Origin of the sequence: Paenibacillus sp. HJGM_3 (assembly GCF_045062745.1) — a bacterium.
Taxonomy (GTDB): Bacteria; Bacillota; Bacilli; order Paenibacillales; family NBRC-103111; genus Paenibacillus_AA.
In genome coordinates this window covers 12,953-34,656 of the sequence record NZ_JBJGED010000011.1, presented here as the reverse complement: position 1 = coordinate 34,656, position 21,704 = coordinate 12,953, and the positions used below count along the sequence as shown (strand labels likewise).

The window sequence follows — 21,704 nt, the reverse complement described above, 5'->3', positions numbered from 1 at the left end:
GCTGCCGTCATAAAAAAACACAACCCCGACTAAGTTACGCCATGTTGGCCCGCGGGCGACCCGTGTATGATGAAGATGAACAAGCGAGTCCTCGCACAAGAAAGGGAGAAGGAACATGGCCGCCAAAATTCAACCGTCCGATACCGCCGCGCTCTATCAGTTTGCGTCAGTCAAACAAAAATGGAAATTCATGCGCAAGTATTGGGCCCTTTACGTCATTTCGATACCTGGGATTATATATTTTCTCATCTTCAAGTACATCCCGTTGTTCGGTTCCGTTATAGCGTTTCAGAACTATAACATCTTCAAAGGCATCACCGGCAGCAAATGGGTCGGGCTCGACAACTTCAGACGGATGTTCGCCTATGCCGAGTTCATCCCGATTCTGAAAAACACGATCTTGATCGGGATCTACGACCTCGTCTTTGCCTTTCCGTTCCCGATCCTGCTGGCCTTGCTGCTGAATGAGCTGCGTATTGTCGTGTATAAAAGGGTCGTACAGACGGTCGTCTACATGCCCCACTTCCTGTCCTGGGTCATTGTCGGCGGGATCGTCGTTGGGGTACTGTCTCCCTCTACGGGACTGGTTAACAAGCTAATCGGGCTGTTCGGCGTGGATCCGATTTACTTCATGGGCGAGAATAGCTACATCCGGACCATCCTGATCGGCTCGGGCATCTGGAAGGACAGCGGGTGGGGCACGATCATTTATTTGGCCGCCATCGCAGGCATTAACCCGGATCTATACGAAGCCGCCCAGATGGACGGAGCCAGCCGGCTGCGCCAAGTGTTCTCCATCACGATCCCGAGCATCCTGCCGACCATCGTCATTTTGTTCCTGCTCCAGATCGGGAATTTCCTGGACTTCGGCTTCGAGCGCGTCTTCGTGTTCTTGAATCCGCTGAACAACGAGAACGGGGAAATTCTCGACACCTACGTATACCGGGCTGGACTTGTGGATAGGCAATACAGCTATACGACGGCGATCGGCTTGTTCAAATCGGTAGTCGGCCTCGTTCTCATCATGGGGAGCAACCTATTCAGCAAGAAAATGACCGGCGAAGGTTTGTACTAAGGGCGGGGGGCGAACAACCATGCTAATGACCAGAGGACAAAAAATATTCAATTGGATCAACATCGCCGCACTTGGAGTGCTCGGACTCACTATGGTGCTGCCGATCATCCATATTATTGCCCAATCGTTCAGCAGCAGCGTAGCGATCAATGCCGGCGACGTTTCGTTCTGGCCGGTCGATTTCACTCTAGGGAACTATAAAATCATCCTGAAGGATACGACGATCTGGACCGGGTTCCGCAATAGCGTCATTCTGACGGTGGGGGGCACCCTCATCAACCTGGCGATGACCTCGACGCTGGCCTACGCGTTGTCGCGTCCGGAGTATCTGTACCGCAAGGCCGTGCTGCTGATGATTATGTTCACGCTCATCTTCAGCGCGCCGCTGATCCCGAATTACTTGCTCGTGAAGCAGCTCGGACTGCTGAATACGCTCTGGGCGCTTATGCTTCCGATGGCGATCAGCGCATTTAACCTGTTCGTCATGCGTTCATTCTTCCTGAACCTCCCGAACGAGCTACTCGATTCCGCCAAGATCGACGGGGCGGGCGAATTCCGGACGATGTGGAGCATCGTATTGCCGCTGTCCAAGCCGGCGATGGCGACGATGAGCATCATGTATGCGGTAGCCCACTGGAACCGGTATGCGGAAGCCGTCTATTACATCAGCAATCGCCATTGGATTCCGCTGCAGGTCCGCTTGCGCGAGATCGTCTTCACAGATAATTTCGGCCAGTCGGACGTCTCGTCCGAGCTGCTCATGTTCTTGTCTCCCGAAGGGATCAAGATGGCGGTCATCGTGGTGGCGACTCTGCCGATCATGCTCGTCTATCCGTTCCTGCAGAAGCATTTTATTCAAGGGATGATGGTCGGAGCCGTGAAATCGTAGGACCGTAAAAAATAACAAACATAGCATAAAATTCCCAATCCTCGTCGTCCTCCAAGTCGATTATGCTGAAATTGCAAATCGCGCTATACTAAAATGGGACACGAAGGAAGGGGTACACGATGAAAAGAACGACAGGCGCCGCGCTGGCCAGTCTGCTGGCGGTCGGGGTCATCGCCGGCTGCTCGAGCGGAGGGCAATCGGAGCCGCAGCCAGGAGCGGAGGCAACGCCCGGCAAAAAGCCGCCGACCCAATTCTCGATCTCGTATCCGACTACATCGACGACCGGCTACCATACGAGAGTCGATATCAACAAGGATCGGAATACGCTGAAGCTGGAAGAGCTGACGAACACGGACTTGGATATTCGGGTCGTAGAGGAAGCGAAGATGAGCGTCATGTTCGCGAGCAACGACTTGCCGGACGTCGTAGGCAGCCTCGGTACCGCCACGAGCAAGGCGATGTCGGGCTCGGTGGAAGCCGGCATGTTCATGCCGCTCGATGATTTGCTGAAGAAGTATGCGCCGAATCTGATGAAGCAAGTGCCTAAGGAAGCATGGGAAGCCGTCTCCTATCAGGGCCGGATCTACGGTATCCCGAACTGGCTGAACAACCCGTCCCGGCGTGCTACGTTTATTCGGACGGACTTGCTGGAGAAGGCGGGTCTGAAGCCTCCGAAGACGATCGACGAATTCCTGGCCGTCCTGCGGAAGTTCAAGGAGATGGGCGTCAAGCATCCTTATGCGGCCCGCGAAACGTTGAAGTATGCGGATGTCGTCTTGGGCGCCTATGACGTGCTGCCATATAAGGAGCAGTTCGAGCTCGTGAACGGCCAAGTCGTGCCGAAGTTCTTCGATGTGGAGAACATGACCAAAGCGCTGAACGTGATGAAGACGATGTACGACGAGGGGCTGATCGCGAAGGAGTTCGCGACGATTTCATCGGCAGATTGGTTGAAGAACGTACGGGCCGGTGACGCCGGCATCTGGTCGTCCAACCTGATCAGCCTGAACGACTTCCGGACGAACATTCCGAATGCGGTGCCGGGGGCCAAGGTTGACGTCATCTCTTCTCCCAAGGGGCCGGACGGCAAAGGCGGCTACTTGATGTATTTGCCGGTTACGAGTGCACATTACATCAATGCGAAGGTCAAGCCGGAGACGGCGATTGAGATCGTTAAATATTTTGATTGGATGACTACGGACGAGGCGTTGAAATTTTTCACATATGGCATTGAGGGTGTACACTACACGGTCGAGAACGGACTGATCAGATACAAGGAACCGACCAACAAGGAAGAGCAGGAGGAGCAGGACTTCCGTGGCACGCTGCATTCTTCGCACGAGAGCACCGTCAACCGGCTGAAGATGCAAACCGATCCGAACGGTCCGTACATCCTGAACGCCTTCGACACGATCCTCTCGACGGAAGGGCTGACCGGCATCGGATTCGCCCCGGACCTGGAGGCGTTCGCGAAGTATCCGGATGCCGCTTCCCCTGCGTCCGATGCCGCTCCCAAGATCATCATGGACCATATCATCAAAATGATTTACGGCAAGGAGCCGATCGCCGATTGGCCCAAGGTCATCGAGGAGTACAAGGCCAAGGGCGGCAACGAAATCATCAAGGAAGCGACAGACCGCTACAACAGTCAGAAGGGCGTTCTGCTGTTGGGCAAAAAATAGCTGGACCGTCTAAACCCCGGTTTGAAGCATTGGCTTCAGCCGGGGTTGTTTTGTCCGCAGAGTGCCCGCAACCCGCCCCAACCATAGAAAATCACAAGCCGCCATAAATGAACACATACAGAAGACGGGGGAAGTTTTATATGATGGATACAGGCAACTGAGTAACCGCTTACAGCATAAAAGCCGGGAATAGCAACCGATAGGGAAGGGGATTGTATGAAAAAAGCAAAAGCAGTAAAACTAGGCATGGCTTCGCTTCTCGCCGTTTCGATCGTGGCGGGCTGCAGCAACGGCGGGGGAGATCCGAAAAGCGGGGATACCTCTTCGGCCACAACTACGCCGGCTCAGAAGGCGAAATTCTCGATCGTGTATCCGACCACGGTAAGTACCGGGTACCATACGCGAATTCCGGACCTGAACAAAGACAAATGGGTGTTGAAGCTCGAAGAGCTCACGAATACCGATATCGACATTTCGGTCATGGAAGACGCCAAGTACGGCGTTATGTTCGCCAGCAACTCGATTCCGGACGTCGTCGGCAGCATCGGCGGGCCCGGCAGCAAGTCGATGTCGGGTTCCGTCGAGAGCGGAGTATTCATGCCGCTGGACGAACTGCTGAAGAAGTATGCGCCTAATCTGATGAAAGCGATCCCGAAAGCCGCGTGGGACACGGTGTCGTATGACGGCAAAATCTACGGCATCCCGGAATTCCTGAGCAACCCGTCCCGCCGGGCCACGTACATCCGTACGGATCTGCTGGAGAAGACGGGATTGCAAGCGCCGAAGACCGTGGACGAGTTCCTGAACGTCCTGCGCGCCTTCAAGAAGCTTGGGGTTGAGCAGCCGTATCAGATGCGGGAAAACTTCAAGTACGCCGATGTCATCCTGGGCGCATTCGACGTCCTGCCTTATAAAGATCAATTCGAGCTCGTGAACGGGCAAGTGGTGCCGAAGTTCTTCGACACCGAGAACGTCATGAAGGCGCTGAACGTCTACAAGACGATGTACGACGAAGGCCTCATCTCCAAAGAATTCGCGACGATCTCGTCCACCGACTATACGAAGAGCATCGATGCGGGCAAGCCGGGGATCTGGTCGCAGAACGCTTCCGGGCTGCCGGGATACCGGACGAACATCGGCCGGGCCGTTCCGGGCGCCAAGATCGACATTATCGACTCGCCTAAAGGTCCGGAAGGCAAAGGCGGATACTTCTACTACTCGCCGGTTATCCGTACGTTCTACATCAATAAGAACGTGAAGGCGGATACGGCCGCCGGCATCATCAAATTTTTCGACTGGATGCTGACGAAGGATGCCGAGACGTTCTTCACCTTCGGGATCGAAGGCGATACGTACACGAAGGATGCGTCCGGCAAAATCAACTACAAGTTCCCGGTGACCAAGGAAGATACCGAAGAAGAAGGCTGGCGCAGCGGAACGATCTGGGCGGTACACGATTCGACGTACAACAAGCCTCGCCTGGAGCTGAACGAAGACGGCCAAGCGACGCTGAAGGCGTTCGACACGGTGCTCACGAAGGAAGGGCTGCCCGGCATCGGGTTCTATCCGGAGCTGACTTCATTCAGCCAGTATCCGGACTTGGCCGCTCCTCAGCCTGACGTAGGTCCGAAGCTGATCGTCGACCATATGATCAAGATGATCTATGGCAAGGAGCCGATCTCCGACTGGCCGAAGGTCATCGAGGAGTACAAGGCGAAAGGCGGCAACGAGATTATCAAGGAAGCGACCGACCGCTGGAACAAAAAGCAAGGCGCCATTCTGATCGATACGAAAAAATAAGAATTCACTCGAGGATCGGCTCTCCATCATCCGGATGGGGAGCTTTTCCTTGTTCCGGGGCATCGTAAAAAAACACAACCGACCGTAAGCGGCGCTCTAGTGCGGGGAGAGGGAATCGTCCATAATAAAGACATACTTAACCTGACATTGGCATAGAGGAGAGTGCGCAATGAAAGCGATACTGGTCGGATTAGGCTCCGCCGGGTTCAGCTGGTACAAGCGGCTGCGGGATCAAGGTCTGCTCGCGGCGGTTGTGGAGACCGATCCGGGCATGAAGGAGAAGATGGGAGCGGATCCGTATCCGTTCTACACCTCGCTTGAGGAAGCGCTGGATAAGGAGCAAGCCGATTTCCTCGTAAACGTGACGTCCCCGATGGCTCATACGCGCGTGAATCATGCGGCATTCGACCGCAAGCTGCCGGTGTTGTGCGAGAAGCCGATTTCGTTCGACTACGGCGAATCGGTCGAAGTCGTCGCGAGGGCGGCACTGGAAGGCATTCCGTTCATGATCGCCGAGAATTACCGCCGGTTCCCGTACGTTCGCAAAATGAAGCAGCTGTTGGATAACGGGGCAATCGGTGAAATCTCGGCCATCGACATTCAATTTTTCCGCTATCATCATGTGGAACGGAAATACACGGTAAGCGTGCTTGACGATATCGGAGTGCATCATATGGATATGATCCGGTATTTGACCGGCCGCGAAGGCGTATCGGTAGCGGCGAAGCTGTACAACCCGATCGGCGGCTGGCAGGGAGAGGGCGCGATCTTGAACGCCTCTGCCTTCCTGGAGCTCGAAGGCGGTATCACGGTCAACTATGCGGCCTCGATCGCGGCGCGCGGCACAGAGACGCCGTGGAGCGGAAATTGGCGGATCGAAGGAACCGCAGGGGCGCTCGAGCTGGTCGACAAAGAGATTCGGATTCACAAGGACGGGGAGATCCGGCATGTCGAGGATTTGTCGGGTGTGGACGAGTCCGACACGCTGGCCGAATTTCTCGCGGCTCTCCGCGAAGGACGTGTTGCGGAGACGAGCGCACTAGATTATCTCTTGACGCAAACGCTCGTTCATTATGCGAAGCTGTCGGGAGAAGCCGGCCGAACACTGCCGGTTGTGTTACCGTTAACATCTCCAGGAAAGGTGGAAACGATGTGATTCCGTGGAAAGAGATCGCACCCGGTGTCTGGAAAGCTACGGTGGGATCGCCGGAGGGCTTGACCCCGCTGCAAGTCATCGGAGCGGCCCCCCGTCTGGAAGCGATGGCCCATATGGAGCCTGCACGGCTGCCTTTCGAGCAGAGCGAGATAACCGTCGAGGCCGGCCCCGGCTGCCGCATCGTCTCGCTGCCGCTAGGCGAGACCGAGAAGCTGTATGGCATGGGGCTGCAGTTCATGCGGATGAATCACCGCGGCCGCATCCGGTATCTGCGCGTGAACAGCGACCCGAAGCAGGATACCGGGGAGACGCACGCTCCCGTCCCGTTCTATGTCAGCGACCGGGGGTACGGCTTCCTAATCGACACTTCGCGCATCGTGACCGTCTACGGCGGAGCTACGCTTAGAACCGAGGACACGCGGGACGAAGACATCCGGGACCGGAATCAGGGCAGCGGCTGGAAGGCGACGATGACCTCGGCGCATGTTGAAGTCCGGCTGCCCGCCGAAGGAGCGGATCTGTACGCGTTCGCCGGTCCGTCCGCGGCGGATGTGGTGAGCCGATACAATCTGTTCTGCGGCGGTGGCGTCCTGCCTCCGAAGTGGGGGCTCGGGTTCTGGCACCGCGTGCCGACGTTGTACAGCGCCGAGCAGACGATGGAGGAGGCGCTGGAATTCCGCAAGCGCGACTTCCCGTGCGACGTGATCGGGCTCGAGCCCGGCTGGCATAGCGCCAGCTATCCCGTCACGTACGAGTGGGCGCGGGAGCGGTTCCCCGATCCGGCTTCCTTCATACGTGATATGCGGGAGGGCGGCTTCCGAGTGAACTTGTGGGAGCATCCTTACGTCTCGCCGAAGAGCGGCCTTTATTCGAGCTTAAAACCGCTATCCGGCAGTTATACGGTCTGGGGCGGACTCGCACCCGACTATACGATCCCGGAGGCGCAGGAGGCCTACAAGAAGCAGCATGCGGAGCACCATGTCGACATCGGGGTCGCCGGGTACAAGCTGGACGAATGCGACGGCAGCGAGCTGACGAACAATTCCTGGATGTTCCCGGCGCACGCCAAGTTTCCGTCCGGGCTCGACGGGGAGCAGATGCGTCAGCTGTACGGACTGTTATTCCAGAAAATGACCGATGAGCTGTACCGCAGCCGCAACACTAGAACGTACGGGCTCGTACGGGCCTCGAACGCGGCGGCGTCCTCTCTGCCCAGTGTGCTGTACTCCGATCTGTACGACCATCGCCAGTTCATCCGCGCACTGTGCAACGCTTCGTTCAGCGGGCTGCTCTGGACGCCGGAAGTGCGCAAGGCCGGCAGCGCGGAAGAGTGGGTGCGCCGCATTCAGACCGTCGTCTTCTCGCCGCTCGCCATGCTGAACGCCTGGGGAGACGGCACGAAGCCTTGGTCGTTCCCGGAGGTCGAGCCGATCGTCCGCCACTATATCCAACTGCGGATGAGGCTGCTGCCGTATTTGTACACCGTATTCGCGCAATACCGCGAGCGCGGCGTTCCGCCGTTCCGGGCGATGCCGCTCGTCATGTCCGCGGACGAGATTGCTGCCGCGGAAGCGCAGCAGGCGAGAACGGAGGCCGACGTCCTGAATACGACGGATGGCGCCTACGGGAAGCGCAAGACCAAGGAATGGGACGACCAATATATGGTCGGTGACGCCTTGCTCGTAGCGCCGCTGTTCACCGGCGAGTCGGAACGGGAAGTGCTGCTGCCGCCAGGCGTCTGGTACGGCCTGGAAACCGGCGAACGCTATGATGGCGGGCAGATCGTGAGCATTCGCGCCGGCTTGGAACGCATCCCTGTCTTCGTGAAGGACGGCTCCGTTCTGCCGCTGATTGCAAGCCTACCGAACGTTCCTTCTTCCACGGAGCAGGTCGCTCTGGAATGGGTGCATTTCGGAGCGTCCGCCGGGGAAGCTGCCTTATATGACGATGACGGGGAAACATACGACTATGAATCCGGCCGGTACGGCTGGTGGCAGGCGATGGCAGTCCGCGATGCCGGGGGACGATGGACGGGGACGATGCGTCATATAGGCGGAACGTTCCAGGAACCGACGGCTTACAAGTCGGTTTCATGGCGTTTCGAACAAACGCGGTTGTAGCGCTGTAATCGTTTTCCGATTGATGGACCGCCCGATTGGGAGTAAGATAGAAGTCTCGACAGCTAGGCAGACCGCAGGGAGGATGGTGGAGACATGAACCTGTTGATCGTGGACGACGAACCCGTCATACGCAAAGGTCTTGTAAAGATGGCCGAACAATATCCGGCGACGCTTGCCCGAATCCAGACCGCGGATAATGGCGTCACTGCCTTGGAGCGCATTCGCGCCGCTGAACCGGACTTGGTGCTCACGGACATTCGGATGCCGAAGATGGACGGCCTGGAGCTGTGCCGCGTGCTGCACGAGCAGTATCCGCACATCGCCACCGTCGTCATCTCCGGGTATAACGATTTTGAATATGCGCAAAAATGCATCGGCTACGGGGTGAAGCACTACTTGCTCAAACCGGTAACGAAGCCGGACGTGCACGAGGTGCTTGATCAGCTGATCAAGAAGGCCCGCGGGCACATCGCTCCGTCCCGGCTGGTGGAATGGATCGACCGGCTGGAGCAGCACATCTGGTCGCTTCAGCACGAGGAGCTGGGGGCGCTGCTCGTCTGGTGGCGCGAATATTGCCTGTCCGCCAACCTGACGCTCGCCCAGCTGAAGGAGCTGCTGAACGATTGCTACGCGATGCTGTCGAAGCGGCTGACGGCCCGCAATTTCACGCCGCCGCCCTATCAGGCCTACATGGATGCGTGCAGCGTGAGAGAGGCGCTCGACGCGTTCGAGTCCGGCTTGAGGCGGGTGGCCGAAGGGCTGTCCGCGACGCGCAGCGGTCATTTCCGCGATCCGATGGAGGAAGCGAAGGCCTATATCGACAGCCGGCTGTCCCAGGAGGTATCGCTCGATCAAGTCGCGGCGATGGTCGGTCTGACCCCGACGTACTTCAGCGCGCTGTTCAAGAAAATCACGAACGAGACGTTCGTGCAATACCGGATCAACCGGCGGATGGATAAAGCGAAAGAGCTGCTCGCCGTGCCGCATATCCGTATCGTCGACGTGGCGTCCGAGGTCGGCTACGACGATTATCCGCACTTCACCAAAACGTTCAAAAAGATCGTAGGCGTCTCCCCCTCCGAATATCGAACGGGGTTTGGCATCAAATGAGAATCCGAAGCCTGTATCAGAAGCTGTTTATTTACTTCCTGGTCGTTATTATGATTTCCCTCACCGGCGTGGGGGTTTTCTCCTATACGTCGGCTTCCCGCGAGCTGGACCGTCAGGCGGAGAAGCAGCTGGTGCAGATCGTAGGCAATGCCGACCACCATACCGACCTGTACCTAAAAGATTATGAGCGGTCCATCGTGTCGCTGCTCACGAATCGCCAAATCATGGAGTTCCTCGATCTTCCGAGCACCCGCGAGGAGTACGACTACTACTCGTACCGGAAGCTGATCCGGGAAGTGAGCGTCGATCCGCTGTTCATCCAGGCGCCCAACATCGCGGCGGTGTACGTCATCAGCGACAAGGGCAACGCCGTCTATTATTTCAACGGTGTCAACGAGCAATCGTTTACCAAGGAGGACATCCGCAGCCAACGGAACTATTTGCTCGAGAATACGAACCCTGGGGGCGGCCTGAGCATCCTGAACCACAGCATCCTGACCGGCCAGCAAAATCAGATGCTCACGCTCGTGCGCCGCATTCGGCCGCTCACGTCGCCGGATCTGAATGGGCTGCTGGCAATCGAGGTGCGGGCGGCGGACTTGTCCGCTTTGTGGAAGGGCATTGACCTCGGGGAGTACGGCTACATGTTCATCACGGACAAGCTCGGGAATTATGTGTATCATCCGGATGCCGCCAAAATCGGGACCGCCGCTCCAGACACGTTCATCCAGAAGCTCGGAGAAGCCGGGGACGGCGCATTCTATGATGATGTCGAAGGCGAGCCGCGCATGTACATGGCCCGTACGTCCAGCTACTCCGGCTGGAGACTCGTCGTCTCCATGCAGCTCGACGAGCTGCGCAAGCCCGTCTCCAACATCCGGACGGTGACGGTTGTCGTCGGCCTTTTCACGCTGCTGCTCGCGGTGCTGCTCGCCTTCCGCTTCGGCAAATCGATCACGAAGCCGATCCAGTTGCTGAAGTCCGGCATGCGCGAGACCGAGAAGGGGAATTGGGCGCCCATCCCGCTGCCGAAGCAGCAGCGCGACGAGATCGTCGAGCTGATGATGCGGTATAATGCGATGGTCAACCGGCTGTCCGAGGCCGTCGAGAAGGTCGTGCAGGTCGAGGTGCAGAACCAGGAAATCCGGATGGAGCGGGAGCGGGCGGAATTCCAATCGCTGCAGCTCCAGATCAATCCGCACTTCATGTACAACACCCTCGAGACGATCGTCTGCTACGCCGCGATCCAAGACTCGGAGGAAATCTCCGAAATTGTAAAAGCGCTCGCCTACATGCTGCGTTACTCCGTCCAGACGAACCTGGAAGAAATTACGGTGGCGAACGAGCTGAAGCACGTCATGTTCTACAAGGTGGTGCTGCAGCATCGGATCGGACGCGAATTCGAGCTGGACGTGGCGATTCCTCCGGAATATTTGCTTCATTCGATGGTTCGCCTGACCCTGCAGCCGCTGGTGGAGAATGTGTTCCAGCACGCGTTCCCGGATGGGGTAGAGGACTTCCACTATATCCGGATCGATGGGGGCGTGGAGAACGGCTGCTTCTGGGTCAGCGTGGAGGACAACGGCTGCGGGATGCCCGCCGACAAGCTCGGGGCGCTCCAGCAGAAACTCAGTATGAACCGGCTCGCCAGCCCGGATCAGGAGGAGGCCGGCAAGAAGGGCAAGGGCGGGATCGGCCTGCTTAATGTGCACCGCCGAATCCAAATGGTGTTCGGGGACGAGTACGGCCTGCGCATCGAGAGCGAGGAGCATCGCGGGACGAAGATCAAGCTGGTCATGCCGCGCATCCAGCATCAGAAGAAAATCGTCTCTTGAACCAGGGCTGCCCGAGCGAACGCTTGGGCGGCTTTTTCTAGACCGGTGGTTTATGGTTTCGCATATACTCTTTCACAGCCTCAACCACAATATCAACCATCTTCTTATTCTGTTTCGCGGCGAATATCTTTAACTCCTTATGGAATTGATCATCGAAATCAAATGTCGCTTTTTTCTTAGCTACAGGTTTCTGTATACCTGTATTTATGGTTTCCTGTATAGCCTGACTCCTCCGTTTTCCTAATAACTGCTCAATCGCATCACGCTTGGACACGCTGCTCCAGCTCCTCGACAAAATTTCTATAATTGGTTAGTGCCGCTTTATCCGTATTGCTGTATTCCTGTATTCCTGTAATTGAAAACTCCTTGATTCTATTTCTTCGCTTTATTTCCGTTCGAAACACAACTTCCTCGTACTCTCTCCTTACCCTCTCAATGATAGTTTTATCCAGGACTGTTCTAGAATCGATCATTGTTGGCAATATGCCGCATAGAACAAGGCCGAGCTTTTTAACCTCTTTGATGTGAATCAATGTTGCAATGTATCTGTCCAGCGCGTCATAACACATGGGTTCGCATTGCAGCATGACGATTGCATAGTCTGAAGCCACTATACCATTAATCGTATGTTCTCCCAGATTTGGAGGTAAATCAATAAGGATGTAGTCGTATCTGGCCTTTACTTTTTGTAGTGTATCCCTCAGGACGGTCGAACCCATTGAAGGATTTTGATGGATCAGCATCGGCAGAGTGGCAAGCATTTCATCAGCCGGGATAAAGTGAAGGTTGTAGGTTAACTTGCGGATGTAGGGGGTGGGATTCCTGTTTTTACATGCCTCGAAAATCGTCATTTTGGAGTAATCGTGTATATCTCGTTGAGTAAGAAACTGTGTCAAATTGCCTTGGCTATCGAAGTCCACACATAGAACCTTGTACTTCTTAGAGAGAAGATACCCTGTGATGGCCGTGGTTGTCGTTTTGCCAACGCCGCCTTTTTGATTACCGATTGAAATGATAGCTCCCATAATCCATTCCTCCTTATCTCTGTAAATCTGTATTCCTGTATATAATTCTGCAAAAGTTCAATGTAAAGGGGGGTCATGTCCGGTCTGAGCTTGAGGATAGAGAGTTTTGATTCGAGTTCGTCCATACTACTGCAAAATAAACCATATACGCTCTGGGCCTGTTTCGGATACAGTAAATTCAGAATGAATCCTACTCAGCCCAGGGAGGAATGAGCATGGCAATAAGCCCGTCTTTGAAAGCGCTTGACGTCTACCCAATCATGATGGGAGGCGCCTTGCATGGCCATCACGGCGAATACGACCGCCGTCCGGACGGAGGATTGGCCTCGATGAAGGAGCTTCACTGCACGCTGACGAACTTCGTGCTTCCTTCCGATCTGCCGGAGTGCAGGGCGCTGGGATTGCGGGCGATCGTGCGGCAGGATCACCGGTCCTGGCATTCCACGCGCGAGCCGGAGGAGTTCTTCTCGCAAGACGAACTCGACCGGCGGGCCCGGGAGCTCGTCGACGCTTGCCGACCCTATCGCGATACGGTGCTGGCCTATTACATTTTCGATGAGCCATCGACGCAACAATTCGCGTACATTCGGGAGATTATCGAGGCGATCCGACGATACGACCCGGATACGACCTGCTTCGTGAACTTATATCCGTCGCATGCGAAGCGCACCCAGCTCGGCGTGGACGAGCACGTCGAAGACCCCTTCGGAGCCTATTTGCAGCAGTACGCGGACGTCGTGCAGCCGAACAACTTCATCCGGTACGACAACTTCCAGGTGTCCCACGTTCGCGGGGATCAGTCCGAGGACGATCGGCAGCGGTTGCGAAGCTATTTCTCCGATTTGCTGCAGGTGAGGGAGTTTGCGTTCGCACGCGGTCTTCAAGCATGGAACACGGCGTGCAGCTGCCAGATTCGTCCCCACGCCTCGATCCCGACACCGGCGAATTTGGGGTTTCAAGCCTATACTACCCTGGCGGCCGGTTACAAGGGGCTCGCCTGGTACAGCTTTTACAAGTCGACGCGGCCCGCGGCGGACGGCAGCTATTATTACGAGCTCTCACCTATAGACGCGGCTCTGGATCATGAACGGACGGAGACGTTCTATTACTTGCAGGAAGTGAACCGCCAGGCACGGCTGTACGGCGATCGGCTGATGGCGATGACGTCCACGGGTGTCCGGTTCCGCAATATTGAGCCGTACCGCTTGAGCTCAATGAACGTTGGCGTTGGGGAAGTTGTCGCGGATGCAGTCGTGGAAGGAGATTTGCCGCTTATGATCGGGGAGTTCCGGGATCCGGAAGGGGACCGATGGTTCATGGTCGTCAATCTCGATATGGGGCGTACGGCCAAGCTGCGGCTGCGGTTGCAAAGCGGCTTCACCGGATTGCATAGCGTATCGCTGGGCTCCGGGCGCTTGCGTCCCGTCCGGACCGACGAGGCGATTTTCCTCGCTCCGGGGACCGGCCGACTTTACAAAGCGGACCATCATACACAACAAACAGGGGATGAACAGCTATGAAATTTGCAATTGTCGGATGCCAACATTATCATATTAAAACTTTTATCGACGACATGATCCGGGAAGGCCATTCCTTCGCCGGCATCTACGATCCGGACGGCTTCCCGTTAGCGCAGCAGTATGCCGTGACTTACGGAGTGCCGACACTCTCCTCGCTGGAGGAGGTGCTGGACCAAGGCGTCTCCGTCATCGGCAGCGCCGGTCCGAACCCCGGCAAAATCGACGTGGTGGAATGGGCGGAGCGGCATGACATCCACGTAATGACGGACAAACCGATCGTGATCGACGAGAACGGCGTACGGCGGCTGCGGGCGGTCATCGACCGGAAGCGGATCAAGCTCGGCATGATGCTGACGGCCCGATTCGCGCCCGCGCAATATACGCTGAAGCGGATGATTGACGACGGAGAGCTTGGGGAAATCGAGGATTTCACCTTCCTGAAGCCGCACAAGCTGCATCCCGCTACCCGCCCCGGGTGGTTCTTCGACAAGTCGCTGAACGGCGGGCTGATCGTCGACTTGATGATCCACGATGTCGACATGCTGTGGTGGTTCACGGGCAAATCGATTGTCGGCCATCACGCGCTGCTCGTCAAGAACCGGTTCCCCGAGTATCCGGGCTTATACGAGAACGCGATCGTAAACGTCCTGCTGGAGGATCATATTACGGCGACGATGAAATCGGATTGGCTCATGCCGGAAGCGTTCGAGTCATGGGGCGACGGCCGCATCCTCGTGACCGGCACGAAAGGGCGGGCCGAAATTCGCACGTCCGGCGATCCGCTCGGAGAGCCCGGGCCGTTCCTGGCGTTCACCGACCATGTCAACAAGACGAGGCGGGTGGATATCCTGAAGCCGCCGGCATCGCTAACAGCGGATTTCTTGGCGCAGATCGCCGGCCAGCCGCACCGTCTCACGGCCGATGACGTGTGCCGCGCAAACGCGATGGTCGTTCGGATCGACGGCGCCAGCACGAAGCTGAACAGCATGTCGCTCGAGTAATTTGGAATGAGCAAGCAGGGAACGTCGAGGCATCGGTCGAATTTTACTGTACGGAAGGCGAGGGCCACCCCTAACCGTCTTCAGACGATGCTAGAACATGGAAAGGTTGTGGAATTCCGATGGTGATCGACAGCTTAAAGCATGCTTCCCAGTATTACGGCCTCCATCCGCGCCTTGCGGTCGGCCTGCGCTTTTTGCAGGAACAAGCTCTGAACGGGCTAGAGCCCGGCAAGTACGAGATTGAGGGCAGCGACATTTATTATCTGGTCCAGCATTACGAGTCCAAGCCGCTCGAAGCGGGGAAGTGGGAAGCGCACCGGAAATATTACGACATCCAATATGTCGTGGAAGGTACGGAGAGGTTCGGGTATGCTCCGCTCGACAGCGTTCGCGTTACGAAGGAGTACGAAGAAGAAAGCGACTATGCGTTGTTCGAAGGGGAAGGCAGCTTCTGCCTGCTGCCGGCCGGATCGTTCGCGATCGTGGCGCCTCAAGATGCGCATATGCCCGGTATCGCGGTGCAAGAGCCGGCGCCGGTTAAGAAAATCGTAGTAAAAGTGTTGATCTGACCCGCCGCTCTCGCCAATCCAGGACACCCTTCTTCAGAAGCGTGTCCTTCTTTGTTCGGTATAGATGAACGATGTGGGGAGGGAGCTTCTGATGAGCTTCAAAATTGCGGTAATCGGCTGCGGCCATATGGCGACGGAAGGACATGGGCCATCCTTTCGGAAATACGCTTCGATCCACTCCGATGTGGAATTGACCGCCTGCTGCGATAAGAACGAAACGGCTGCGGCCCAGTTCCAGATGAAGTTCGGCTTTTCCAGGTGGTATACCGATTGGGAAGAAATGCTGGATACCGAGAGCCCGGATGCCGTTAGCTTGGTGGTGCCGGTCCACCTTACGGCCGAACTGTTCATACGGATCTGCGAGAAGGGGTTTCCGGTGATGACCGAGAAGCCTCCAGGCATGAATCGAACCGAAGCGCTGCGCATGATCGAAGCGGCGAAACGATTCGGTGTGCCCAATCAAGCAGCGTTCAACCGACGGCATATGCCTCTCGTGAACAAAATGAAGCAGCAGCTGTCGGCGACGCTGGACCCGTCGGATATTCATCATATCCGCTATGATCTTAGCCGGGTGAACCGGAAGGACGCCGATTTCTCCACGACTGCGATTCATGGCATCGATACGGTGAAGCATCTCTTGGGATCGGACTACGGACATGTCCGATTCCGATACCAGGATGTAGGGGAGCCGGGATCGGATATAGTTAATATTTATATGGACTGCACGTTCGAATCCGGGGCTACGGCGCAATTGAATTTCTGTCCGATCTCGGGTGGGGTGATCGAACGAGCTACCGTTCACGGCCGCGGTCATTCCTTCCACATGCATCTCCCGGTATGGGGATCGCCGGATCTTCCAGGCCGCCTGATCCACATGCACAGCAATGAGGTGTTGGCGGACTTGTCGGGATCCGACATCACGGATGGGGAGGAGCTCTTCGAGACGAACGGCTTCTATGCGGAAAACGCCTCCTTCTTCGACGATATCCGGGCGGGCCGCCGGCCTGTCGACGATATCCGTTCCGGGCTTCAGTCCGTCGAGATTGCAGACTGCATCCGACGCAGGCTGGAAGAGTATGCGCCTTGACGGGTGGATGAGTGGGAGTCGAGTCTGAAAAATAGCATTGTCAAGCGCAGGCTTTTCTCGTATAATCGTCTACAATCCTAATGCGAAGGAAGATTCTGGCTATGACGACGATCCGTATCCATCGAGAACATCTTCTCACGAAGCGTTAGTTCACCTGCATCCGATCAGGTGGGCTAGCGCATTTCGCGTTGGCCCGCCTTCCGCTCACGAAGCGCGACGGGCCATAGCGTCCTTCGCGCTTTTTGTATTGTATTTTAACGGAACAGGGGGCCATAGGCATTATGATGCCGATCGATCAAAAGTACATGCGGGTGCAAGTCCGGTATTCCGGGAAGACCGGCAAGCCTGTCGGGATCTTCGGGGCCTGTTGGCATTTGATGAGGGGGACGATGCGCCAGGACTGCCTGACGGACGAAGACAAGGAAACGTTTCTAAGGGTTGAAGAGTGGTTCGAAGAGCATCTGCCCAACCCGCCGTTCTACGAGGACGGGAATACGATCCGTGGGATCACTTGGTTCAAAACGGGGACTACCGACGAAATGATCGGCCGTCTGGACCCGTTGCTTCGTCTCCTGGAGAAGTATGGCGTCCCGTACGACGTAGTATTTACGAACCATCCGGGAGAAATCGTCAACGAGGACGAGTTTCAAGTCGGGGTTGTTTGATAAAGAGAGGAGAGCGGTAATGAGCGAAATTATCGATTACTATTCCAAGTTCGACGAGTGGGGGAGGCTGGACCGGGAGCCCCTCGAGTACAAAGTCAACATGCATTTCATTCGGCAAAACATGCCGAAGAGCGGGAAAGTTCTGGACAATGGAGCCGGGCCGGGCAAATACGCGATGGAGCTGGCGAAGCTCGGGTATCGCATGACACTGACCGATCTTACACCGAGGCTCGTGGAGATTGCACAAGCGAAAGCCGATGAACTCGAACTAAGCCCGCAATTCGACCGGTTCCTGGTCAGAGACGCCAGACTTTTGGAGGGCATCCCGACCGAGCATTTCGACGCCGCTCTCATGATGGGGCCCTTGTATCATTTGCAGGACGAAGCGTCCCGCATCCAGGCCGTTCAAGAGTTGAGACGGGTAACGAAGACCGGAGGGGTCGTATTCGTAGCGGTGAGATCCCGGATTCGCAAATTGTTAACGGCATTAATGTTTCCTGAGCAATGGAAGCCGCTTCACACGATGGAGGCCATCATGGAGTTCAAGGAAACCGGAACGTTCAATCATGCGGATCAGGGACGGTTCACGGGAGCTTACTTCTTCCCGTTAGCCGAGATCGAACCTTTCTTCGAAAGCCACGGGTTCGAGACGATCGAATTAATCTCCTCGAGCGGAATTGGGGCGGGGTTAACGCCGGCACAGTGGGATTATTGGCGATCCCGGGGCGAGGAGGAGCGGGTATTGCGGTTGATTTACGAGTCCGCATCGGATCCGTCTATCTTGGGCTTCGGTTCCCATTTGCTTTATATCGGTAGAAAAATGCAATAAAAATAAAATAAGTCAATGTGCCTGGATATAGCCCGCCATCCTGATCCCTATGGACCAGGAGCGGGCTTTTTCGATAAGCGGCATGGAGGAGAAAAGCCCGGCATATAACAATTTCAGCACATAATCCGACATCTACCACTTTGGTGGTATGCGCATTTTCTGAGGCTTCAGTACAATTTCCAAGTACGCACGCACAAATAGGAGATTTCATTTATGACCGAACCCTTATTTCGAAAGGCTTCTATGGAGAAGCTGCAGTCGCCGGATCAACTGGACCGTCTGTTGACGGTTACTTCCCCCCGTGCCTGGATTGCACTAGGCGGAATTGCCGTGCTCTTCCTCACGCTTCTGATCTGGAGCTTCACGGGGACGTTACCGAGCAGCGTCAACGGGAACGGGATATTGCTCGGAGCCGGCGGCATTCAGCAAGTGCTCTCCGAGCAGTCCGGACAAATCACGGATATTAGCGTGGAGCCGGGCGACCGGGTTCGGAAAGGCCAGATCGTGCTCAGGCTGGCGAAACCGCAAACGTTGGCCGACATTCGTGCCGTGGAGGACCAGCTCTTGAAATCCGCTTCAGAATCTGAGAAAAGCGCCTTGCAAGCCAGACTGGCCTCGCTCCGAATCGAGCTGGAGACATCCTCTCAGATCAAGAGTGCGTATGACGGCAATGTGGTGGAAGTGAAGGTGAAACGGGGCGACTTTATTCAACAAGCAAGCCCGTTATTGACCATAGAAAAAACCGGCAATGAGGTCAATCAGCTGCAGGCGGTGTTGTATGTTCCTCCGCAGCTGGGCGACACGATCCACGAGGGGATGGAAGTCAAGCTCCATCCGAGCTCGGTCATTAAGGAACAGTTCGGCTACCTGTTGGGTACGGTGACGGCGGTCGACGAGTACCCTTCCACATTGAAGAGTGTGGCGGATACCGTAGGCAATGAAGAATTGGCCAACCTATTGGCCGGGAGCCAGGCTCCGATCAAGGTGACCGTCAGTCTCATTCCTGATGCCGGCACGCCGAGCGGGTACCGATGGACCACGTCTGTTGGTCCGCCCCTGACGCTGAGCAGCGGTATGCTGAGCGATGGAATCGTGACCCTGGACCGAACGCATCCGATTGCCAAACTGTTTCCGTTATTCAAATGAACGCTGGAGTTGATTCGGTGTGAGTGTGCCGCACAAGCGGGTGAAAACCCCGACCGTCCTGCAAATGGAAGCCGTCGAATGCGGCGCCGCTTCGCTCGCCATGATTCTCGGATATTTCCGGAGGTTCGTGCCGCTCGAGCAATTAAGGATCGCATGCGGCGTGTCCCGGGACGGGAGCAAAGCTTCGAATATTCTAAAAGCCGCTCGAACGTATGGACTGACGGCCAAAGGCTACCGATATGAGGCGGAGACGCTGCGCGGGCTCAAGATGCCGGTGATTCTGCACTGGAACATGAACCATTTCGTCGTACTCGAAGGCATTCGGAAGGACAAAGTCTATTTGAACGATCCCGGGAGCGGTTCCCGCATCGTATCCTGGGAGGAGCTTTACGACTCGTTCTCCGGCATTGTTCTAACGATCGAGCCCGGGGAAGAATTCCGCCGGGAGGACCGCCGGACGACGTTGTTCGCTTCTTTGTCCGCGCGCTTGCATGCGTTGAAGCTGCCTCTCGCCTTTGTGTCGTTAATCAGCTTTTTCTTAATGATCCCGGGTCTCGTCATTCCGGTCTTCTCCCGAATATTCGTAGACAACGTCATCATCAAGGGAAACACGGCATGGCTGATGCCGCTGCTGGCCGGATTGCTGCTCACGGCACTGCTGCGCGGACTGCTGACATGGATGCAGCAATATTACTTGCTGCGATTGGAATCCAAGCTGGCGCTTGGGATGACCGGCCGGTTCTTATGGCATACCCTCCGGTTGCCGATCGAGTTCTACGCCCAGCGGCAGAGCGGCGATCTGGCCAAGCGCATCACGTCCAACGACAGTGTGGCCCAACTGTTGTCCGGAGAACTGGCGACAAGCCTGCTCAACCTGCTCATGGTCGTCTTCTACGCCATCATGATGCTTCAGTACAGCTGGCCGCTTACGCTCGTGGGCGTCAGTCTCGCGGTCGCGAACCTGCTCTTGCTGGCGAGAATGTCCCGGGCGAGAACCGATCAAAATATGAAGCTGCAGCAAGAGCAAGGCAAGTTATACGGCACGTTTATGGACGGGATGGCGCAGATCGAATCGATCAAAGCCGGGGGCAGGGAGTCCGACTTGTTCGTGCGGCTCACCGGCTTCCAGGCCAAAGCGCTGGAAGCGGAACAATCGCTCGGGGCCTTGTCCCGCCTCTTCATGTCGGTCCCGCTTCTCGTCATGGTGATCGGCGATACGCTGATTTTAGGCTTGGGCGGGCTGCAGATCATGAACGGCAGCATGACGATCGGGATGCTGGTCGCGTTCCAATCGCTCCTCCAGAACTTCCTGACACCGCTGAACGGCCTGCTCGAGATGGGAAACCGGCTGCAGGAGGTCAAGGCCGATTTGAATCGCATCGACGATGTGTTGACGTACCCGCTTCCGGAGCAGCAAAGCCGGCCTACCGAAAGCCAGCCTGAGGAGAAGCCGGAGAAGGCCAAACTGTCCGGACAAATCGAACTGAAGGAGATCACATTCGGCTACAGCCGCTTGGATCCGCCGCTAATCTCCGGGTTCGGGCTGAAGGTAAATCCAGGAGATCGAGTCGCCATTGTAGGCGGGTCCGGCAGCGGCAAGTCGACCGTCGCCAAGCTGCTCACCGGCTTATACACGCCATGGGCCGGCGTCGTGAGCTTCGACGGGAAACCTCGCGGCGAATGGTCGCCCAAAGTGCTCCAGGTGTCGGTCGGCATCGTCGATCAAGAGATCCACATGTTCGAGGGTACGATTCGCGACAACTTGACGCTATGGGATCCGAACGTCCCTGAGACCGACATGATCCGGGCGGCCAAGGACGCTTGCATCCATGACGACATTGTGACGCGGCCAGGCGGCTACGATCATTGGCTGGAGGAGGGGGCGCGCAATTTCAGCGGCGGCCAGAAGCAGCGGATGGAGATCGCGAGAGCGCTCATCAACAACCCGTCGATCTTGATTCTGGATGAAGCGACGAGCGCGCTCGACCCGAGAACCGAGCTGCAGATCGATCGGAATTTGCGCCGACGGGGCTGCACATGCATCATCATCGCCCATCGCCTCAGCACGATCCGGGACAGCGACGAGATCATCGTACTCGATCGCGGCCAAGTCGTGCAGCGGGGAACGCATGAAGAGCTCTTGGAACGAGCCGGACACTATGCGGAATTAGTCCGCACCATATAGCGAGGGAGAG

General features: G+C 56.5%; 18 protein-coding genes. 16 read left to right on the top strand and 2 right to left on the bottom strand.

What is annotated here, in order from left to right; all coding sequences use genetic code 11:
* Nucleotides 1-115 precede the first annotated feature (115 nt).
* From ACI5FR_RS13955 to ACI5FR_RS13920, 8 genes are all read left to right on the top strand, one after another.
* Entirely contained in the window at nt 116-1,075 is a 960-nt protein-coding gene (locus ACI5FR_RS13955) for an ABC transporter permease (RefSeq protein ID WP_405455161.1), read from the top strand.
* Between the two features lie 19 nt (nt 1,076-1,094).
* Nucleotides 1,095-1,964, top strand: a complete 870-nt coding sequence (locus ACI5FR_RS13950) for a carbohydrate ABC transporter permease (RefSeq protein WP_405455159.1) — start codon at nt 1,095-1,097, stop codon at nt 1,962-1,964.
* Between the two features lie 119 nt (nt 1,965-2,083).
* Nucleotides 2,084-3,646, top strand: coding sequence for an extracellular solute-binding protein (locus tag ACI5FR_RS13945; RefSeq protein WP_405455157.1), 1,563 nt, complete (start codon nt 2,084-2,086; stop codon nt 3,644-3,646).
* Between the two features lie 216 nt (nt 3,647-3,862).
* A complete protein-coding gene (locus ACI5FR_RS13940) occupies nt 3,863-5,446 on the top strand; it encodes a type 2 periplasmic-binding domain-containing protein (protein WP_405455155.1) in 1,584 nt (527 codons plus the stop codon).
* Nucleotides 5,447-5,615: 169 nt separating this feature from the next.
* Complete coding sequence (locus ACI5FR_RS13935) at nt 5,616-6,602, top strand: Gfo/Idh/MocA family protein (RefSeq protein WP_405455153.1); 987 nt, start codon at nt 5,616-5,618, stop codon at nt 6,600-6,602.
* Complete coding sequence (locus ACI5FR_RS13930; RefSeq protein ID WP_405455151.1) at nt 6,599-8,722, top strand: glycoside hydrolase family 31 protein; 2,124 nt, start codon at nt 6,599-6,601, stop codon at nt 8,720-8,722. Before ACI5FR_RS13935 ends, ACI5FR_RS13930 begins: the two co-directional genes overlap by 4 nt.
* A gap of 93 nt (nt 8,723-8,815) precedes the next feature.
* Nucleotides 8,816-9,832 (top strand): response regulator, encoded by a 1,017-nt coding sequence (locus ACI5FR_RS13925; protein ID WP_405455149.1) that lies wholly within the window; start codon nt 8,816-8,818, stop codon nt 9,830-9,832.
* Nucleotides 9,829-11,667, top strand: coding sequence for a cache domain-containing sensor histidine kinase (locus ACI5FR_RS13920; RefSeq protein ID WP_405455148.1), 1,839 nt, complete (start codon nt 9,829-9,831; stop codon nt 11,665-11,667). The genes ACI5FR_RS13925 and ACI5FR_RS13920 overlap by 4 nt, the downstream gene beginning before the upstream one ends.
* Nucleotides 11,668-11,704: 37 nt before the next feature.
* Here the strand turns inward: ACI5FR_RS13920 and ACI5FR_RS13915 are convergent, their stop codons facing one another.
* Nucleotides 11,705-11,941: a hypothetical protein gene (locus tag ACI5FR_RS13915; RefSeq protein WP_405455146.1), complete on the bottom strand. Its 237-nt coding sequence runs from the start codon at nt 11,939-11,941 to the stop codon at nt 11,705-11,707.
* The gene (locus tag ACI5FR_RS13910; protein ID WP_405455144.1) at nt 11,928-12,692 is read right to left on the bottom strand and encodes a ParA family protein; all 765 of its coding nucleotides are present in this window, start codon (nt 12,690-12,692) and stop codon (nt 11,928-11,930) included. The genes ACI5FR_RS13915 and ACI5FR_RS13910 overlap by 14 nt, the downstream gene beginning before the upstream one ends.
* A 215-nt stretch (nt 12,693-12,907) precedes the next feature.
* Here ACI5FR_RS13910 and ACI5FR_RS13905 point away from each other — a divergent pair, with 215 nt between their 5' ends.
* The 8 genes from ACI5FR_RS13905 to ACI5FR_RS13870 all read left to right on the top strand — a co-directional run bounded on the left by ACI5FR_RS13905 (nt 12,908) and on the right by ACI5FR_RS13870 (nt 21,694).
* Nucleotides 12,908-14,212, top strand: a complete 1,305-nt coding sequence (locus ACI5FR_RS13905; RefSeq protein WP_405455142.1) for a hypothetical protein — start codon at nt 12,908-12,910, stop codon at nt 14,210-14,212.
* Nucleotides 14,209-15,213 (top strand): Gfo/Idh/MocA family protein, encoded by a 1,005-nt coding sequence (locus ACI5FR_RS13900; RefSeq protein ID WP_405455141.1) that lies wholly within the window; start codon nt 14,209-14,211, stop codon nt 15,211-15,213. Before ACI5FR_RS13905 ends, ACI5FR_RS13900 begins: the two co-directional genes overlap by 4 nt.
* A gap of 119 nt (nt 15,214-15,332) precedes the next feature.
* A complete protein-coding gene (locus ACI5FR_RS13895) occupies nt 15,333-15,782 on the top strand; it encodes a NanQ anomerase/TabA/YiaL family protein (protein WP_405455139.1) in 450 nt (149 codons plus the stop codon).
* 91 nt (nt 15,783-15,873) lie between these two features.
* Nucleotides 15,874-16,869 carry a Gfo/Idh/MocA family protein gene (locus tag ACI5FR_RS13890; protein WP_405455137.1) on the top strand — a complete coding sequence of 332 codons (996 nt, stop codon included), beginning with the start codon at nt 15,874-15,876 and terminating at the stop codon, nt 16,867-16,869.
* 281 nt (nt 16,870-17,150) lie between these two features.
* The gene (locus ACI5FR_RS13885) at nt 17,151-17,534 is read left to right on the top strand and encodes a hypothetical protein (protein ID WP_405455136.1); all 384 of its coding nucleotides are present in this window, start codon (nt 17,151-17,153) and stop codon (nt 17,532-17,534) included.
* A 19-nt stretch (nt 17,535-17,553) separates the two neighbouring features.
* The gene (locus ACI5FR_RS13880; RefSeq protein ID WP_405455134.1) at nt 17,554-18,363 is read left to right on the top strand and encodes a class I SAM-dependent methyltransferase; all 810 of its coding nucleotides are present in this window, start codon (nt 17,554-17,556) and stop codon (nt 18,361-18,363) included.
* Between the two features lie 213 nt (nt 18,364-18,576).
* Complete coding sequence (locus ACI5FR_RS13875; RefSeq protein ID WP_405455132.1) at nt 18,577-19,509, top strand: NHLP bacteriocin system secretion protein; 933 nt, start codon at nt 18,577-18,579, stop codon at nt 19,507-19,509.
* Between the two features lie 19 nt (nt 19,510-19,528).
* On the top strand, nt 19,529-21,694 hold the full coding sequence (locus ACI5FR_RS13870; RefSeq protein ID WP_405455130.1) for an NHLP family bacteriocin export ABC transporter peptidase/permease/ATPase subunit: 2,166 nt from the start codon (nt 19,529-19,531) through the stop codon (nt 21,692-21,694).
* Nucleotides 21,695-21,704: the final 10 nt, after the last annotated feature.

What these genes read in the sequence shown, in the direction of transcription:
- ACI5FR_RS13955 (WP_405455161.1), top strand. Translation starts at nt 116, where the DNA reads ATGGCCGCCAAAATTCAACCGTCCGATACCGCCGCGCTCTATCAGTTT.
- ACI5FR_RS13950 (WP_405455159.1), top strand. Translation starts at nt 1,095, where the DNA reads ATGCTAATGACCAGAGGACAAAAAATATTCAATTGGATCAACATCGCC.
- ACI5FR_RS13945 (WP_405455157.1), top strand. Translation starts at nt 2,084, where the DNA reads ATGAAAAGAACGACAGGCGCCGCGCTGGCCAGTCTGCTGGCGGTCGGG.
- ACI5FR_RS13940 (WP_405455155.1), top strand. Translation starts at nt 3,863, where the DNA reads ATGAAAAAAGCAAAAGCAGTAAAACTAGGCATGGCTTCGCTTCTCGCC.
- ACI5FR_RS13935 (WP_405455153.1), top strand. Translation starts at nt 5,616, where the DNA reads ATGAAAGCGATACTGGTCGGATTAGGCTCCGCCGGGTTCAGCTGGTAC.
- ACI5FR_RS13925 (WP_405455149.1), top strand. Translation starts at nt 8,816, where the DNA reads ATGAACCTGTTGATCGTGGACGACGAACCCGTCATACGCAAAGGTCTT.
- ACI5FR_RS13920 (WP_405455148.1), top strand. Translation starts at nt 9,829, where the DNA reads ATGAGAATCCGAAGCCTGTATCAGAAGCTGTTTATTTACTTCCTGGTC.
- ACI5FR_RS13910 (WP_405455144.1), bottom strand. Translation starts at nt 12,692, where the DNA reads ATGGGAGCTATCATTTCAATCGGTAATCAAAAAGGCGGCGTTGGCAAA.
- ACI5FR_RS13905 (WP_405455142.1), top strand. Translation starts at nt 12,908, where the DNA reads ATGGCAATAAGCCCGTCTTTGAAAGCGCTTGACGTCTACCCAATCATG.
- ACI5FR_RS13900 (WP_405455141.1), top strand. Translation starts at nt 14,209, where the DNA reads ATGAAATTTGCAATTGTCGGATGCCAACATTATCATATTAAAACTTTT.
- ACI5FR_RS13895 (WP_405455139.1), top strand. Translation starts at nt 15,333, where the DNA reads ATGGTGATCGACAGCTTAAAGCATGCTTCCCAGTATTACGGCCTCCAT.
- ACI5FR_RS13890 (WP_405455137.1), top strand. Translation starts at nt 15,874, where the DNA reads ATGAGCTTCAAAATTGCGGTAATCGGCTGCGGCCATATGGCGACGGAA.
- ACI5FR_RS13885 (WP_405455136.1), top strand. Translation starts at nt 17,151, where the DNA reads ATGATGCCGATCGATCAAAAGTACATGCGGGTGCAAGTCCGGTATTCC.
- ACI5FR_RS13880 (WP_405455134.1), top strand. Translation starts at nt 17,554, where the DNA reads ATGAGCGAAATTATCGATTACTATTCCAAGTTCGACGAGTGGGGGAGG.
- ACI5FR_RS13875 (WP_405455132.1), top strand. Translation starts at nt 18,577, where the DNA reads ATGACCGAACCCTTATTTCGAAAGGCTTCTATGGAGAAGCTGCAGTCG.